Source organism: Vibrio sp. CB1-14 (genome assembly GCF_040412085.2).
GTDB classification, from domain to species: domain Bacteria; phylum Pseudomonadota; class Gammaproteobacteria; order Enterobacterales; family Vibrionaceae; genus Vibrio; species Vibrio chaetopteri.
This window is the reverse complement of the sequence record NZ_CP115920.1, coordinates 2,169,235-2,185,553: the sequence shown is the minus strand read 5'-3', so window position 1 is coordinate 2,185,553 and position 16,319 is coordinate 2,169,235. Positions and strand designations below refer to the sequence as shown.

15 protein-coding genes are annotated in these 16,319 nt (G+C 45.9%); 11 read left to right on the top strand and 4 right to left on the bottom strand.

Annotation, left to right across the window (positions count from 1 at the left end; all coding sequences use genetic code 11):
- Positions 1-45 precede the first annotated feature (45 nt).
- Genes PG915_RS09895 through PG915_RS09880 form a run of 4 tightly spaced genes read left to right on the top strand, consistent with a single transcriptional unit; the run spans position 46 to position 4,227 of the window.
- On the top strand, positions 46-1,086 hold the full coding sequence (locus PG915_RS09895; protein ID WP_353498702.1) for an ABC transporter ATP-binding protein: 1,041 nt from the start codon (positions 46-48) through the stop codon (positions 1,084-1,086).
- 14 nt (positions 1,087-1,100) lie between these two features.
- Positions 1,101-2,354: an ABC transporter substrate-binding protein gene (locus PG915_RS09890; protein WP_353496376.1), complete on the top strand. Its 1,254-nt coding sequence runs from the start codon at positions 1,101-1,103 to the stop codon at positions 2,352-2,354.
- A 59-nt stretch (positions 2,355-2,413) separates the two neighbouring features.
- Positions 2,414-3,394, top strand: coding sequence for a carbohydrate ABC transporter permease (locus PG915_RS09885; protein ID WP_353496375.1), 981 nt, complete (start codon positions 2,414-2,416; stop codon positions 3,392-3,394).
- On the top strand, positions 3,394-4,227 hold the full coding sequence (locus PG915_RS09880; RefSeq protein ID WP_353496374.1) for a carbohydrate ABC transporter permease: 834 nt from the start codon (positions 3,394-3,396) through the stop codon (positions 4,225-4,227). Before PG915_RS09885 ends, PG915_RS09880 begins: the two co-directional genes overlap by 1 nt.
- 97 nt (positions 4,228-4,324) lie before the next feature.
- On the opposite strand, the gene PG915_RS09875 is transcribed toward PG915_RS09880, so the two are convergent.
- The 4 genes from PG915_RS09875 to PG915_RS09860 form a co-directional block, all read right to left on the bottom strand.
- Complete coding sequence (locus PG915_RS09875) at positions 4,325-5,464, bottom strand: permease (protein WP_353496373.1); 1,140 nt, start codon at positions 5,462-5,464, stop codon at positions 4,325-4,327.
- Between the two features lie 158 nt (positions 5,465-5,622).
- Entirely contained in the window at positions 5,623-6,990 is a 1,368-nt protein-coding gene (locus PG915_RS09870; protein WP_353496372.1) for an L-cystine transporter, read from the bottom strand.
- Positions 6,991-7,157: 167 nt separating this feature from the next.
- Positions 7,158-7,841 (bottom strand): NAD(P)H-binding protein, encoded by a 684-nt coding sequence (locus tag PG915_RS09865; RefSeq protein ID WP_353496371.1) that lies wholly within the window; start codon positions 7,839-7,841, stop codon positions 7,158-7,160.
- A gap of 85 nt (positions 7,842-7,926) precedes the next feature.
- A complete protein-coding gene (locus tag PG915_RS09860) occupies positions 7,927-8,811 on the bottom strand; it encodes a sigma-70 family RNA polymerase sigma factor (protein WP_353496370.1) in 885 nt (294 codons plus the stop codon).
- Positions 8,812-9,538: 727 nt separating this feature from the next.
- Here PG915_RS09860 and PG915_RS09855 point away from each other — a divergent pair.
- The 7 genes from PG915_RS09855 to PG915_RS09825 all read left to right on the top strand — a co-directional run bounded on the left by PG915_RS09855 (position 9,539) and on the right by PG915_RS09825 (position 16,290).
- Entirely contained in the window at positions 9,539-9,829 is a 291-nt protein-coding gene (locus PG915_RS09855; protein ID WP_353496369.1) for a hypothetical protein, read from the top strand.
- A gap of 290 nt (positions 9,830-10,119) precedes the next feature.
- Complete coding sequence (cobT, locus tag PG915_RS09850; RefSeq protein ID WP_353498701.1) at positions 10,120-11,148, top strand: nicotinate-nucleotide--dimethylbenzimidazole phosphoribosyltransferase; 1,029 nt, start codon at positions 10,120-10,122, stop codon at positions 11,146-11,148.
- Positions 11,145-11,927, top strand: a complete 783-nt coding sequence (locus PG915_RS09845) for an adenosylcobinamide-GDP ribazoletransferase (RefSeq protein WP_353496368.1) — start codon at positions 11,145-11,147, stop codon at positions 11,925-11,927. Before cobT ends, PG915_RS09845 begins: the two co-directional genes overlap by 4 nt.
- A 10-nt stretch (positions 11,928-11,937) precedes the next feature.
- The gene (cobU, locus tag PG915_RS09840; protein ID WP_353496367.1) at positions 11,938-12,504 is read left to right on the top strand and encodes a bifunctional adenosylcobinamide kinase/adenosylcobinamide-phosphate guanylyltransferase; all 567 of its coding nucleotides are present in this window, start codon (positions 11,938-11,940) and stop codon (positions 12,502-12,504) included.
- Positions 12,501-13,124, top strand: a complete 624-nt coding sequence (locus PG915_RS09835) for a histidine phosphatase family protein (RefSeq protein ID WP_353496366.1) — start codon at positions 12,501-12,503, stop codon at positions 13,122-13,124. Before cobU ends, PG915_RS09835 begins: the two co-directional genes overlap by 4 nt.
- Before the next feature lie 146 nt (positions 13,125-13,270).
- Complete coding sequence (locus PG915_RS09830; protein WP_353496365.1) at positions 13,271-15,067, top strand: M3 family oligoendopeptidase; 1,797 nt, start codon at positions 13,271-13,273, stop codon at positions 15,065-15,067.
- 194 nt (positions 15,068-15,261) lie between these two features.
- On the top strand, positions 15,262-16,290 hold the full coding sequence (locus PG915_RS09825) for a succinylglutamate desuccinylase (RefSeq protein WP_353496364.1): 1,029 nt from the start codon (positions 15,262-15,264) through the stop codon (positions 16,288-16,290).
- Positions 16,291-16,319 lie beyond the last annotated feature (29 nt).

Here is a 16,319-nt window from a genome sequence, read left to right as displayed (position 1 = left end):
ATGTGTAAAGAATATTGAAATGAACAAATTAATTTAGGTGGCATGATGGCATCGGTAACTTTTAGAAATTTAGTAAAGGACTATGGTGAAACTCAAGTCGTTAAAAATATAGACCTTGATATTAAACACGGTGAGTTCTTAGTGCTTTTGGGTCCATCAGGATGTGGTAAATCGACCATTTTGAGAATGCTAGCGGGGTTAGAAGAGATAACGGATGGAGATGTATTTATTGATGAGCTGTTGGTCAATGAACTACACCCCATAGAGCGCAATATTGCAATGGTGTTTCAGAGCTATGCGTTGTACCCCCACATGACGGTGGGTGAAAACATCGGATTTAGTTTAGAGAACATGAAGGTACCAAAAGAAGAGCGACAGCAAATGATCCAAGATGTTGCCGAGGCTTTAGAGCTCACTCCTTTGTTGGAACGCAAGCCAAAAGAGCTGTCTGGTGGACAAAGGCAGCGAGTGGCGATGGGACGAGCGATGGTGCGCACCCCGAAAGTCTTTCTGTTTGATGAGCCACTTTCCAACCTTGACGCTAAGCTGCGTGGCCAAATGCGCAAAGAAATACGTGCCTTGCATGAAAAAGTGAAAACGACCGTTATCTACGTTACTCATGACCAAGTCGAAGCGATGACGCTTGCCGATCGCGTGGTGATATTGAACAACGGGCACATTGAGCAGATAGGTACACCGGAAGAGATCTTCAAAACACCAAAAAACCAATTCGTCGCTCGATTTATTGGTAGCCCAGAGATCAACTTATTCGATGTAGATTCTAGCGATATCAAGAGCTGTATTTCAGATCTCTCTAGCTCAGTTAAATCGGTGGGTATCAGAGCTCAAGATTTTAGCCTAGACCGAGCAGATATCGACGAAAGCAATTGTGTTGAGATGAAAGTCCAGGTTAATGAAAACGAGGTACTAGGTTCCGTGATTCAACTCGGGTGTAGCTTCGGTGACAAACGATTTATTGCGGAAACAAAATATTCCGAAGACCCAATTAATGGTGAGCAGACGCTCTACTTCGATAAACGCAACGTTCATTACTTTGATTCCAAAGAACAAACCACCTTACAGTAAAAAGGAATTCCCCCATGAAGAATATAAGTTTAAAGGCGGTATCACTCTCTATTGCTGCCGTCTTTTCTACCAGTGTATTTGCTGAGCCAGTAGAGATTACAGTCGCGTCTTTCCCGAACTTTAACCAAGTCGCAGAGGCTGCCATCCCTGTGTTTGAAAAGGCAAACCCGGACATCAAGGTAAAGCTGGTGGTGCTTTCTTACAATGATCACCATAACTTGATGACAACAGCACTTGCTACTGGGGCGAACCTACCAGATGTAATGGGTATCGAGAATGCGTATGTGGGACGCTTTATCGAGTCCGGTGGTCTTGAAGATTTAAACAGCGATAACTACAAAGCAGGCACGTTTACTCAAAACCTCATCCCTTATTCCGTTGCACAGGTAACAAATTCGAGGGGAGAGTTAGCTGGAGTTCCTACTGATATCGGTCCGGGTGCCACCTTCTTCCGCCAAGACATTCTTGATAAAGCCGGTGTGTCAGAAGAAGACCTACTTAAAAGCTGGGACTCGTTTATTGAGTCGGGTGTGAAGATCAAAGAGAAAACAGGCAGCTACCTACTATCCAATGCCAATGACATTAAAGATATCTATATTCGTTCTGACCTAAAACCAGGAGAAGGGATCTACTTTGATACAGACCACAATGTGCTGGTTAACTCAGAACGCTTCAAAGAAGCATTTCGCTTAGCTAAAAAAGCACGCGATGCGGGTGTTGATGCTGAGTTAAGTGCTTGGTCGAATGAATGGTCAGAGAGTCTACGCCGCGGCACGATTACGGTGCAAATGATGGGGGCTTGGCTAGGCGGTCACCTAGAGGATTACATTGCGCCCGAAGCGTCAGGCTTATGGCGTACATCAGCGCTTCCAAATCACGCCTTAGCAAGTTGGGGTGGTTCTTTCTACAGCATTCCTAAAAAAGCCAAACACAAAGAGGAAGCATGGCGCTTTATCGAGTTTATGGCGACTTCACCAGAGGCTCAGTTAATTGGGTTCAAAGAAATAAACGCATTCCCTGCACTAACGTCGACTCACCAAAACCCATTCTTCGATGAAAAACTTGCGTACCTAGGTGATCAACAGGCGCGTCATGTTTGGAGAGAATCGGCGGAACTCATTCCGGCAGTCGGTGTTGACCGATATGACCCAGTTGCGCGTCAGGTTATCGATGATGCCCTAGAAAGAGTGCTTGAGCACGATGCTGACATCGACGAAGTGTTAGCTGCAGCCGAGAAGCAAATTCAGCGTCGCGCGCGTCGCCGTTAAGAGTAATGAGAGCCAGCATCGATATGGCGCTGGCTCGATAGTTAGTTGGGATAAGTAAAATGAGTACTATCGCTGAATCAAACCAAGCTAGAACCTCCCGAAATGGGAACTTCTGGCTTCGAAAGGGCAATAAAATTGCGCCTTACCTTTTTGTCAGCCCATTCTTCATTGTCTTTGGAGTTTTTGGACTGTTTCCACTGCTTTTTTCATTGTACCTTTCTTTCCATTACTGGGAGCCTGCAATGGGGCTCGCCTCAATGGAGTGGGTGGGTTGGGAAAACTATGTGTTTGCCCTCGAAGATGACTGGTTCCAGAAATCGGTCTACAACACATTCATTATTGCGTTGAAATCAGGTATTCCACAGCACGCAATCGCACTTCCTTTAGCTTACTTTATTCACACGAGCTTCAGTCGAATGCGTAACACAGTGATCGGGGTGTACTTTGTTCCCTATATCACATCGACGGTCGCGATTTCTCTAGTTTTTACCACTCTGTTTTCTCGTGATTTTGGGATGATAAACCAAGTTCTTACCTCTTTGGGTAACTTTACCATCGGTGATATTAAAGTCCTGTCTTGGTTGTTCCCAACACAGAACATAGATTGGAATCGTCCTGAATACACCAAAGACATGATCTCATTTGTGGTGTTCTGGCGTTTTGTTGGTTGGAATACAGTGCTCTACTTATCAGCGCTTCAAACGATTCCAAAGGACATTTACGAAGCAGCTACTGTGGACGGCGCAAGTCGATACCAGCAATTCTGGCACATAACGCTGCCGATGCTTAAGCCGATGGCTTTCTTTGCAGTAACGCTGACTATCATCGGCAACCTGCAACTGTTTGAAGAACCGTTCATTATTACGGGAGGTACGGGTGGCATCGATCAAGCGGGTAAGACAGCGGCTATGCACATGTATATAACCGCGTTCGTAGAGAGTGATTTTGGTACGGCGTCAGCGATATCGTGGATTCTGTTTATGTTGATCGCAGGACTTACTTGGGTGAATAACAAATTGTTAGGTGGAGACAATCAATAATGAAGAATATGTCAAAGGATAAACTGATTGCTTACATTATTGTCGCACTTGGTGGCTTGATAATGTTAGCGCCATTCTACTTCATGTTTATTTTCTCTTCTCAATCAAACAGTGGCATTTTGTCAGTACCACCACCAATTTGGTTTGGAGAGCATTTGCTCGACAACTTAAGAGTTCTGGTCGACTTTCTACCGTACTTTTGGCACAACTTGGGGCTGAGCTTGTACATTGCGGTTGTTGTTACCGTACTCAACTTGCTGTTTTGCTCGTTGGCGGGCTATGCGTTTGCCATGTTTGAATTCCGGTTTAAGAATCTAATGTTTATCGGCATTATGGCCACTATGTTGTTACCCCCATTTCTAGGTATGATTCCTACCGCGATGATTATGTCGACTATCGGCTGGATGAACGATCCGAAAGCACTGATTGTTCCAGCAGCGTGCGGTGCGATGGGTATTTTCATGATGCGACAGTTTATTGCTAGCTCAATTCCTAAAGAGCTGGTTGAAGCTGCGCGAATGGATGGTTGTGGTGAGTTTAAGATCTACTATCGAGTGATTGTGCCATTGATTAAACCGGCGTTTGGCACCTTAGGTTTGATAACGTTTATCGGCTCGTGGAACAACTTTATGGGGCCCTTAGTCGTTATGAACGACATGAAGATGTTCACAATCCCTCTAGCACTTCGTGCTTTGCAGGGTACTGCTGGGCAAGTCCCATGGGGTGCGGTTTCTCTCGGTGCAACGATAGCAGTACTGCCTTTGCTGTTCCTATTCATCATGGCGTCACGTCGATTGATCGATGGACTGACTGCCGGTGCTGTCAAAGGTTAATGCGGTAATTGCTTGTAAACGAAAAGACCTGTCGAGACAGGTCTTTTTTGCAATAGAGCTTTTGCAGCTACATGCAGTTTTTTTATCTTTAGTACGATTAACCAAACATAAAGCTATACAGGTAACCTGCACTCACCGCCATACCTAAAATTACCACCAAGAATGCTGCAATCATCTGGTTTTTGAAGATAGATTTAAGCAAGATAACTTCAGTCAGGCTTGCCCCCGCACTACCAATAATCAGAGCCATCACTGAGCCTAGCGCCATACCTTTCTGCACTAGTGCGGCACTCAAAGGAATCACTGCTTCAGCACGAATGTACAGTGGAATACCAATGACTGCCGCGATAGGAATCGCATACCAAACCCCTTCACCAGCGTATTGTGCGATAAGGTCTGTTGGAATAAAGCCGTAAATGAATGACCCTAGTAGAATGCCCACCATTAGGTATGGGAATACTTGCTTAAAGTCTTTCCAAGTCGATTTCCAAATACGAACCCAACGATTGTCTTCTTTTGGTGTTGCTACTGTAGTGTCGCAACACGCGCTGCCGTCTGCATTAATGCTAGCAAGAGTTGGTTCTGGCTCTTTTTCTCCACAGCATGATGTTGCCGGTGCAGGTGTTGAGCAAGAGCTGTCTGCCGCGCAGCTAGCTGCTGCTGGCTTCAAAGACTCAACCTTTGGAGTGCCACAGCTTGTAGACGTTGCACATGATGATTCTTGAGTCGCAGCTGGTTTAGTGTCACCACAAGAGGTACCACATGAGCTTGCAGTTTGTGCTTCGTACGCCTCAGATTTTACATAGCGCTCGAAACCTAACTTCTCTAGTACATAGCCAGCAGTAACCGACACAAACATGGCTATCGCGAAGTAAAAAACGGCGACTTTAATGCCGAATGTTACGACAAACAGGCCAATGATTACTGGATTTAGCAGTGGGCTGGCGAACAAGAACACCATCATAGGTCCAAATCCAGCGCGAGCGCGCAGCAACCCTTTCAAGAAAGGAATCGTAGAGCACGAGCAAAATGGAGTGATGGAACCAAGTAGTGCAGCGACAAAGTAACCTCTACCATTCTTTGAGCTAAGAATAGATTGGATCTTTTCTGGTGTTAGGAACTCTTGCAGAACACCAACAATGTAGCTGATAGCCAAAAATAGAATAATTAACTCGGTCGCTAAGAAGGCGAACATGTTGGCGGTTTCTTTGGCCATTGAAAGGAATTCAGGGCTCATATTAGCTTCTCCGAATAATTCGATATGTTTCGAATTATAGAAATAACCGAGCTGAGATCAAGCTTTATTTCGATAAAACTAGAAATAAATTTTAACTTATTGAATTCATACAAAAACAGCGCCATAAGGCGCTGTTTCGTTTGGAAGGAGTCGTGAGACTATGCGTTGGCTTCCTCGAGCGAGGGTTGTTTTTTCTTGAGTAGACGGCTGGTAATGGTACCCGCTGTCATGGCGCCTGATACGTTTAGTGCCGTACGTGCCATATCAATCAGTGGCTCGATTGAAATCAATAGAGCAGCAATCGTAACTGGAAGCCCCATAGCAGGTAGTACGATGAGCGCAGCAAAGGTTGCGCCGCCGCCAACGCCTGCAATACCAAATGAACTGATGGTAATGATAGCAATCAACGAAAGAATGAAGTTAAAGTCCATTGGATCGATACCAACCGAAGGCGCGACCATGACTGCTAGCATAGCAGGGTAGATGCCTGCACAGCCATTTTGGCCGATTGTGGCACCAAATGAAGCTGAAAGGTTTGCAATCGCTGGTGGCACATTGAGTTTTGTCACCTGAGCTTCCACGTTCAAAGGAATCGTTGCCGCTGAGCTTCGAGATGAGAATGCGAAAGTCAGTACAGGCCAGATTTTTTGGAAGTACTCTTTCGGGCTCACACCAACAAGTGAAACCAGTAGGCCGTGAACAACAAACATTAAGAAGATAGCTAGGTAAGATGCAACGATGAAACCTAGAAGGTTAAGAATATCGCCAGCGCTTGATGTTGCTACTACTTTTGCCATCAGAGCCGCGATGCCGTATGGCGTTAGTGCCATGATCATCTTAACCAGACGCATAACGATAGACTGAGTTGCTTCAACAAAGGTGCGAATTGGTGATTCTAGCTCTTCTTTTTCGGCCATCACTTTACGTGCTGCGATGCCGGTGAGAACACCGAAGATAACAACGGCGATAATAGACGTTGAGCGTGAACCCGTCAGATCAGCAAAAGGATTCGTTGGAATGAAGCTAACCAGCATTTGTGGGATGGTTAGATCACTCACGCTACCAACACGGTTTTCAAGAACAGCGATACGAGCCGTTTCACGCGCGCCTTCAGTCAGTCCTTCGGCACTTAAACCAAAGGCTTGGGTGACAACAATGCCAATGAGTGCAGAGATAGCGGTTGTCGCCAGAAGAATGGAGATTGTCAGACCACTGATTTTGCCTAGTGAGCCGCCTTTTTCAAGCTTCACTACTGCTGCAATCATAGAGACTAGTACAAGTGGCATGATGATCATCTTCAGAAGACCAACATAGCCGCGACCGACAACATTGACCCACTCTAGAGTACCGCCAATAGCTGCATGACCTTCACCAAGCAGAAGCTGTAGGCCAAGACCAAATGCGCTACCCAAAACCAATCCGAAAAGAACTAAGCGAGAGAGTGTGTGGCTTTTTTGCTGCTGTCCGTATAAGAAATAAAGAATGCCTAAAAATACCGCGAGCGACGCGATAACCGCAATTGACATATAAAGAGTCCTTTTTTTTTCAACTGACGAAGTCCCCACATAAGGTGTGGGAAATGGAAGTGTGGATGGCTAAAGTAACGCTTGCAGTGCACAGATGACAATAAGTAAAAGTTATTACTTAGAGGTGTAAGTTATATAGAGCGAGATTGTTAGAAATATTTTGCGAGTCAGTTGGCGTATTCGCTCAGTAGATCGCGCATGTTTGCTGAGTTGTATGCGACGGATTTGGCATTGTTAGGCTGTAATACACTGTATAGCATGGCTTTTGCAACAAGCTCTGCAGGGATTGGAGTGAAGGCGCGCAGTGAGCCGATCATAATAGGGGAGATCAGCGTGAAGAGTTTTTGCACCAATACTTCGTCGCTGCGAGTGTCGATTTCACGCCCTGCCAGTGGGCCTGGCCTGACAAAGACGACATGCTCAAAGCCCATTTGATTGATGCGCTGTTCCACTTTGCCTTTGCATTTTAAGTAGTGAGACAGGGAGCGAGGTGAAGCGCCTAAACTCGACACGATAGCGATACGTTTAACGCCAACCATCTTCATGGTTTGAGCAACGTCGCAGACCAAGTCGAGGTCGATCTTTTCCAATGCGGCTTTACTGCCAGCTTTTTTTAAGGTGGTACCCAGACAGATAAAGCCAAGGGTTGGGGTAGGATGGGTATCATCCCAATCGGTGATCCTAAGCGCGCCGTCCATGATTTGGTGTGTTTTATGATGAGTACTTTCAAGCGGGGCGCGGCACAGTGCGTAAACAGTATCGATATGCGACGTTTCCTCAAGTAAGGAAAGCAATTTACTACCAACCAGTCCTGAGCTTCCGGCAATAATCGCGTTGTAGCTGTGCTGCATAAAAAAGTCCCACTCATCAAGATGTAGTGGGACTATAGTCAAAATCTGGCTAACGTGTTGTGATTACATAGACATATAGCTGAAACTAATCGATTTCCGCCGCCGTTAAATCCTGTTTTCTTAACTTCTCTCGAAGCGTTTCCATTGCCACTTTCTGAATTTGTCGCACTCGTTCGCGTGTCACGCCAACAATACTGCCCACTTCTTCTAGTGTTTTAGGCTCATCATCAAGAAGGCCGAAACGGTGGTATAGAATGGTCTTATGTTTATCTGGCAGACCATCAACTAGGCTAACCAATTCTTTGTTTAAGTTCTGTGTGACAATGTCACGTTCTGGTAGTTCAAAAACGTCATCGTCATCGATAGTCTGCAAGTGATCTTTTTTGTCACCATCATCATCCCAACCATTGTCGAGAGATAGAGATTGTTCTGACAGCTTAAGTAATTTACTTACCTCGCCTGCAGAGCGGCCGGTTTTCTCCGCGATTTCTGCAAAGGTAGGTTCATGTTTGCCTTCTCTTCGAAGTTGATGGGCAGCCTTGCTGCATTCACGAATTTGTTTGGTTACATGAACGGGAACGCGGATAGTGCGCCCTTGGTTCATAATAGCGCGGTCTATAGATTGTTGGATCCACCAAACAGCGTAGGTTGAAAAGCGGTAGCCAAGTTCAGGGTCAAATTTATCGACAGCCTGAATGAGGCCAATGTTGCCTTCGTTAATGAGGTCATAAAAGTCGAGTCCTCGATTGGCGTAGCGTTTTGCAGTTTTGATGACCAGGCGTAAATTGGCGTTAATCAAACGCTGCCTTGCTTCATCATCGCCCGTACGAGCCTTACGTGCTATGAGCCTTTCTTCTTCGGCGGTGAGCAGATTGTGGTTTGATACCTGTTTAAAGTAGCTAGTACCAATATTGGCAGTGTCGTCCTTGTGTGTGGAGCTTCGTTGAGCACGGTTTCCTTCAAGTTTCAAATTAACCCCTTACCAACTGCGTCATTGGTTTATTATTAGTCTTATAATTGATGTGAATACATGCTCACGTCAAGACTATAAATTACTATAACTACGTAACAATGAACAGCGTACGCCTATCAAGTAATTGCACATGTTTGTAACATTTTGGCGCATCCTAGGGTGAGTATTTGGCTACTTATAGAAAATAAGAATCGTTCTTATAATGGTTGTATTTTTGACTGATAAAAACGTTGATTTGTATCATATTGAAATAACAGCTTATTCGGCTATTTATAAATATGATAATTGCGTTTGAGAGCGATAGAAGAAGATCATTGATGCCATTGTAAACTTAGGTTTCTCAAATTAGTTTACGGGTGCTTGGCTTATGGTACTTTAGGGGAGGCTACTATATATTTGATACTCATCAGAGTAATCCACTGATTTACCTGATTTAATCCGGATATTAGGTCATGGCAATGTTATGGATAGTGGTTTTGACTGTAATTAAAAGTATTGTTTGTTTGTGTGATTTTAAGTCAAAAAATCAATGTAACAAATAGCCTGTTACTTAGCATCTTTACAAATACTTTACAGTGAGGGTGTGATTTATAAATTTATTGCAAAATCGAAAGTACGAGTCTTCTATCATTTTTAGACAATAGTGAGTGCTATTAACACATTTCATTAAACTTTAGTCTAAGCTAGCGTTAAGAATAATTAATAATTGTTTGGACACAACAGGATGAATACAGAACTCAAACAAAAGATCGAAGAGTTATTGTTGCTCGCTAAGTCTCAAGGCGTTTCAATTATTGGCCTTGTTGATTCCCCAGAAAGCAATGATTGTCGTATTTTTAAGTCACTAGAGTTGGACTGCAAAGCGGGCACTCGTAATTTAGATAGCTTATTGATGGGGCAGCACTGCAAAATGGATAAGGAGTGCTGTAAAACGTGTAATCTGGCAAAGCCTCGAGTCTCTGATGACGGTTTGGCGATCTTGTTTTCAGAGTTACGCGAAGAGGAAGCGGTTTAGTTTTAGATTTAGTGTTTTATGTGAGTAAGCTACTAACCCAAACGTCTAGCAATCTAGCCTTGCTATCGATTCTCGATAATCGCCGCTGTTGGTCGCTTACTCTTTAACCTCGTTATTTAATCCACTCCTGTCTCTCTGCTATTGATTTCTTTTCATGCACTTACAGATATAACTTCATTTGGTTTGAAAGCCCGACACGCGTACACTAGCAAAAAACCATTAAGGTTCAGGCGAGAGCAAAACTTGCTTGAGACAAACCGGCTTGAGACAGATATAGCGAAATGGACACAATGCTAAGCAATCAATTTGACCCTCAGATTCAAAATCATATCGATCAAAAAACTAAACCTCTTGGTGCTCTTGGTGAGTTAGAGAACGTCGCCGCGCAGCTCGCCAAAATTCAAAGTCACTCTTCTGGTCAGTTTGTAAATAAAATAGCCCTGTCCAACCCTAAGGTGGTGGTGTTCGCAGGCGATCACGGTATCGCAGAGCAGGGCGTTAGTATTGCGCCAAGTGCGGTAACGCAGCAGATGGTCACAAACTTTCTTGCCGGTGGTGCAGCGATCAATTGTTTTTGTCGAGTGAACAATATTGATTTTCAAGTGGTCGACTGTGGCATGCTAGCGGCTACTGATACGCCGTCTTCTCAATTGATACTAAGTCGTCTTGGCTGTGGAACCGAGGACTTTTCTACTCAGCCTTCAATGAGTCCATCTCAACTCGCGCAAGGTTTAGAGGGTGGAAGAACGGTGGTGAGTCAGTGCGTGGCGGATGGAGCTGATCTGTTGATTTTTGGTGAGATGGGGATAGGCAATACAAGTTCGGCATCAGCACTGCTTTCTGCGTTGACCGATCTTTCGGTGGCTGAAAGTGTAGGTCTTGGTACCGGTATCAATCCAGAGCAACTGGTGAGAAAGACGGCTTTGGTTGAACAAGCGTTATCTCGCTTTGATGAACGAGATGTGATGACGGTTCTAGCGCAGTTAGGTGGGTTTGAAATTGTTCACATGGTTGGCGCGTTTTTGCAAGCGAGCGAGCAGCAGGTTCCGGTACTTGTCGATGGCTTTATTGTATCAGTTGCCGCGTTAGCCGCGTGCAAGCTTGAACCAGCAGTACGCGAGTATCTGATTTTCTCTCATGTCTCAAATGAAGGTGCGCATCGTTTTGTTTTGGATGAGCTTAACGCTTCTCCGCTACTTGATTTGTCCATGCGTCTTGGTGAGGGTACGGGAGCAGCCTTGGCGCTACCTCTCATTCGTTGCGCGGTTGAGTTTTACAATGAAATGGTGAGCTTTGAGAGTGCAGGGGTAACAGTGTGAGTGAGCGAGCATCGTTTTGGCGCTACCAGTGGCAACTGTTCTGTTTGGCACTGAGTTTTTTCTCAAGGCTGCCGATACCAGCCAACATCCCATATTCTAATGAAAGAATGAATAGAGCAGGGCGCTATTTTGCTTTGGTTGGCGTGTTATTGGGTGCCTTATGCGGTGGGTTTTTCACGGTTGTTAGCGAGCTCTTGCCAGCCAGTATCGCGATAGTCCTTACCATGGTGTTTAGCCTGCTGCTCACAGGTGCGTTTCACGAAGATGGGCTCGCAGACATGGCAGACGGTATTGGCGGAGGGATGACGCAAGAGCGCCGCCTCGAGATCATGAAAGACAGTCGCCTTGGCACTTACGGCGTGTCGACCCTAGTCATGGCTCTGCTTTTGAAATATGCCACTTTGGTAGAGCTTTTCACACAAGCTAACCTATTTGCCGTTTTCGTTATCGGTTACGCGTTTAGTCGCGCCGTTGCCGCTTCACTTATTTCCGCGATGCCTTATGTGTCCGATCCGAAAGGGAGTAAGAGTAAACCCCTTGCCAATACACAGACTCCAGGTGAACTTGTATTTTTGGCACTGTGTGGCGTGTTACCTGCCTTGATGTACGACATGACGTTGGCAGCAATTCTAATTGCTTTTGCCTTGGTATTTCGATTGGTATTTACGAAATGGCTTCTGGCACGTTTAGGTGGTTTTACCGGTGACTGCTTAGGTGCAGCTCAACAGTTGGTTGAGCTAATGACCTACGTACTCATGTTATTGGTTTTGATGGTGTAGTGAGATAGCGATGACGGTGGAGTTAGTGTTGGGCGGCGCCCGTTCTGGTAAGTCGCGCTTTGCTGAGCAAAGAGTCTTTTCGTTATGTGAGTCGGGTGGTCGTAGTCAGTGTGGCATGACCAAACATTATCTAGCAACCTCTGAGCCGCTGGATGAGGAAATGCAGCAACGTATCGCTCATCATCAGCAGCAGCGCGGTGACGGGTGGACAGAGTGGGAAGTTCCTCTAGATCTATCAGCGACACTAATGGCGTTGTCTAGTCGTGATGTAGTTTTAGTTGAATGCTTAACCTTGTGGCTCAACAATGTCATCTATTATGCACAGCAGAACGGGGGTGATGTAGAGCGAGAGATTGAGCGCGCTATTGCATCGTTAGTCGAAAGCCTAGAACGTTGTGAAGCCTACATTATTTTGGTATCCAATGAAGTTGGCCTTGGCGTGGTGCCGTTAGGCGAAGTTTCGCGTTTGTTTGTCGACAATGCCGGAAGAATGAATCAGCGCGTCGCTGCTATTGCGCAGCAAGTGACTCTGGTGGCGGCAGGATTGCCCTTGGTGTTAAAGGGGGCTGCTCAATGAAAGTGAACGTGTTTTTACTGCGTCACGCAAAAGTTGATGGTGCCGCTGCCCTTTATGGCCATACCGATGTTGGTGTGAAGGCTGAGCAAAATAACCAAGCGCTACAAGCTTTATTGAGTGAATCACTTAACGTAAGTCGAGTCATTAGCTCACCACTGTCGCGGTGCATGAACCTTGCAAAACCATTCAGCGAACAATCTGGCATCGAACTTAGCATCGAACCCGCATTCGCTGAAATGGACTTTGGTGATTACGATGGCGTGCCTTTTGATCGTATGTCAAAAAAGGAGTGGCAAACGTTAGAGCCGTTCTGGTCAACACCCGCAACATGCCAGTTACCCAATGCAGAAACGCTTGATGATTTTCACCTTCGAGTGAGTAAGGCTTGGCAGCAGCTAATTCAAACCAATCAACACACCCTTCTTGTCTGTCACGGCGGGGTTATTCGCCAAATTCTAGCCGATGTGCTCGGCCTTGATTGGCGCAACCCTAAGCTTTACGCGGCGCTTGCGATTGGCAATGCGACCGTGACACATCTGCAGTTTGACTCTCGCTACCCGATGATGATCAATGTTAAGGTGATTGGGCAGCCTATCGCTTCTTTTACGTTGATGGGTTGAATCTGAAACCACCTTATCCAATACCACACGATCTTCCTAACTGATTGAAAATTATTAAGCATTGAAACTTGATGATGCTGTCTCCATATTAGTTCGTATTGTACTGCTATATGCACAATCACATAACGATCTACTAGGGAAAGCTTATGAAAAACGCGGTTTGGGATTTATCGATTGCCTATCAAGGATTGAATGACCCCAAGGTTGAACAAGACATTGAGCTGATTCAACGCTCGATTTCATTACTGACTCATCATCAAGAAGAACGTCAGCACGTGGTTGCGATGCAAAACGCTATTCAGACCATGGAAGCGGCGAGCACCTTGCTCAATACGGTAAGCACTCTGGCAAACTGCCATGCCTCGACCAATGCCCAAAACACGCAAGCTAAACAGTTGATTGGTCGTTTGTCTCAATTGAGCTCGGAGTTGGAGCAAGCATTCAGCCCTTATGAAAATGTTCTGGCGTTTGCAGACGTATCCTTTATTCGGCAAGTCCTCGATCATGATAACCCTTCTGTAGCGGGGCAAGGTTTTCAAATCGAACTTCTACAGCGCAAGGCACAGACTCAACTCAGCATTGCTGAAGAGCAGTTGCTGTCGGCAATGCAGGTTGATGGCCGCGACGCGTGGGGACGCCTCTATGACAACATTACTGGCTCACTTAGCATCGCTATTGAAACGGAGCAGGGCAAAGAAACGTTAGGCTTCTCAGCGGCAGCAAGCCTTTTGTATGGTGGCGAGTTTGCAAAACAAGAAGCGGCTTGGAAAGGGATTCAAGCGGCAATGAAGGCCAACGACACTTCTTTTGCAGCCATCGTGAATGCGCTTGCTGGCTGGCGTCATAATGAGGGAAAAAAGCGCTCTCAGAATAGCGAAGAGCACTTTCTCGACCCAAGCCTCAGAGCGAATCGCATTCAACGTGAGACCTTAGAAGCAATGATGTCGGTGGCAAAAAGCCATCGTGTTATCGGTCAAAAAGCGGGTAAGTTGATGGCGAAAGTCCATGGCTTGCCAAGTATGACGCCGTGGAACCACCTTGCTGCTATGCCGCCATTAGGCAACGGCGAAGCCAAAGTCTACGAGTTTCCAGAAGGCATTGAAGTGATAAAATGTGCCTTTGAGCAAGTGAATCCAGAGATGGCTGAGTTTGTACAAACTATGGTCGATAACGGTTGGATAGATGCTCAGCCATCAGAAAACCGTCGCCTTGGCGCTTACTGCACGCAGTTGGCCGCCACTCGTACACCTCTTGTGTTCATGACTTGGGGTGGCAGCCGCTCTGATCTGCTGACGCTTGCTCACGAACTAGGCCATGCATTCCACAATTGGGTGATGCGAGACCTGCCGCTATGTCGCACTAGCTATCCAATGACCCTGGCGGAAACCGCCTCTATCTTTGCTGAAAATATCGTGCGCGATTATTTGCTGGAGCAAGCAAAAACCAGTGAAGAAAAGCTGGAAATGTTGTGGGAAGAGTTGTCGTCTGCTTATGCACTTACCATTAATATTCCGGTTCGTTTTGAGTTTGAAAAAGCGTTCTATCAAGCGCGTCAGGAGAGTGAGGTCGATGCGGATCAGCTATGCGAGCTGATGTCGACAACATGGTCAGAGTGGTACGGTGATTCGATGGAGGGCACAGACCCTTACTTCTGGGCGAGTAAACTGCACTTTAGTATTTCTGAACTGAGCTTCTACAACTACCCGTACTTGTTTGGCTACTTGTTTAGTCAGGGGGTGTATGCGCAGCGTGAGCAAAAAGGAGAGTCTTTCTATCCTGATTACGTGGCGCTACTTCGAGATACTGGTTCGCATCTTGCGGAAGATGTGGTGTTTAAACACATGAACAAAGATCTCACGCAATCGGAGTTTTGGGAACAAAGTATGCAAAGCTTATCGATGAAAGTTGATGAGTTTGAGGCACTTCTCAACGAGGTTGGTTGATAGCACTGCTTAGCCCTCACCAGTATTAAGGTTTTACTGCTGGTGGGGGCAAACTGGCTTTAGGTGGCCTGTTTTTTGAACAGTTTGGAGTTTTTCTCCCCAAGTAACGCGACTTACTTCGATAAACGCGATCATATTCGTATAATTTTCTCTCTTGTTTCATTACCATACCGCTGTTAGATAGGGAGCAGCGCATGACGAAATCGTTTTTTCGCCAGTCATTTCTAAAAGATACTTTAGAAACCGAAACTGAATTCACCGCAATATCAAAAACTACCGACGACGGAGTAAAGTTCGATCACCGCTATCGTGGTGTATTGGAAATCACACCTTGTGAGCTTGACGAGGACAGTGAGCACATCATCATCTCTTGTGGGATCCACGGTGATGAGACTGCGCCAATGGAGTTAGTCGATAAGATCGTTGACGATATTGAATCGGGTTTTTTAAAGCTCAAGGCGCGTTGTTTGTTTATCATCGCACACCCAGAAGCCACCAACCGTCACACGCGTTTTATCGATGAGAATCTGAACCGCCTTTTCGGTAATAAAGAGGGCACTGTGAACCGCGAAGTCGCGATAGCAAAGCACCTTAAAAAACTTGTGAACGACTTCTATCAAGACACGGCCGTTGCGCGTCGTTGGCACCTTGACCTGCATTGCGCTATCCGAGAGTCTAAGCACTATTCTTTTGTGGTGAGTCCTAAGACGCGCCATGCTGTGCGCAGTAAAGCCTTGTTTGACTATGTGTCCAGCGCTCATATGGACGCTGTGCTGCTGTCTAACGCTCCGTCTAGTACCTTCAGTTGGTTCTCAGCCGAGAACTACGGTGCACAGGCGCTGACAATGGAGTTAGGTCGCGTGGCTCGCATTGGCGAGAACGATCTGACCAAATTGCTGGCATTTGATTTAGCGACTAGAGACTTGCTGGCTGCTGAGAAGCCTGAACACTTGGCCAAGACGCCGATCATCTATCGCGTTTCTCGCACCGTTGTTCGTCACCATGACGACTTCGACTTCTTGTTTGACGATGATGTCGAGAACTTCACGGAGTTTAAGCATGGGGAAGTATTCGGTCATGATGGAGATAAGCCGTTGATGGCGAAAAACGATCACGAAGCGATTGTATTCCCAAATCGCAAAGTGGTGATAGGGCAAAGAGCGGCTCTAATGGTGGTTAAAGTGGCAACTCGCTATGAGGATGACCAACTGGTCTACGATTAATAGAAAATCAGTGGCGTTCTTGAGCGCGG

Bases quoted from the DNA above. Each gene is read 5' to 3' on its own strand.
- PG915_RS09855 (WP_353496369.1), top strand. From the start codon at position 9,539: ATGAATACAGAACTCAAACAAAAGATCGAAGAGTTATTGTTGCTCGCT.
- cobT (WP_353498701.1), top strand. From the start codon at position 10,120: ATGCTAAGCAATCAATTTGACCCTCAGATTCAAAATCATATCGATCAA.
- PG915_RS09880 (WP_353496374.1), top strand. From the start codon at position 3,394: ATGAAGAATATGTCAAAGGATAAACTGATTGCTTACATTATTGTCGCA.
- PG915_RS09895 (WP_353498702.1), top strand. From the start codon at position 46: ATGGCATCGGTAACTTTTAGAAATTTAGTAAAGGACTATGGTGAAACT.
- PG915_RS09885 (WP_353496375.1), top strand. From the start codon at position 2,414: ATGAGTACTATCGCTGAATCAAACCAAGCTAGAACCTCCCGAAATGGG.
- PG915_RS09875 (WP_353496373.1), bottom strand. From the start codon at position 5,464: ATGAGCCCTGAATTCCTTTCAATGGCCAAAGAAACCGCCAACATGTTC.
- PG915_RS09830 (WP_353496365.1), top strand. From the start codon at position 13,271: ATGAAAAACGCGGTTTGGGATTTATCGATTGCCTATCAAGGATTGAAT.
- PG915_RS09890 (WP_353496376.1), top strand. From the start codon at position 1,101: ATGAAGAATATAAGTTTAAAGGCGGTATCACTCTCTATTGCTGCCGTC.
- cobU (WP_353496367.1), top strand. From the start codon at position 11,938: ATGACGGTGGAGTTAGTGTTGGGCGGCGCCCGTTCTGGTAAGTCGCGC.
- PG915_RS09870 (WP_353496372.1), bottom strand. From the start codon at position 6,990: ATGTCAATTGCGGTTATCGCGTCGCTCGCGGTATTTTTAGGCATTCTT.
- PG915_RS09825 (WP_353496364.1), top strand. From the start codon at position 15,262: ATGACGAAATCGTTTTTTCGCCAGTCATTTCTAAAAGATACTTTAGAA.
- PG915_RS09865 (WP_353496371.1), bottom strand. From the start codon at position 7,841: ATGCAGCACAGCTACAACGCGATTATTGCCGGAAGCTCAGGACTGGTT.
- PG915_RS09835 (WP_353496366.1), top strand. From the start codon at position 12,501: ATGAAAGTGAACGTGTTTTTACTGCGTCACGCAAAAGTTGATGGTGCC.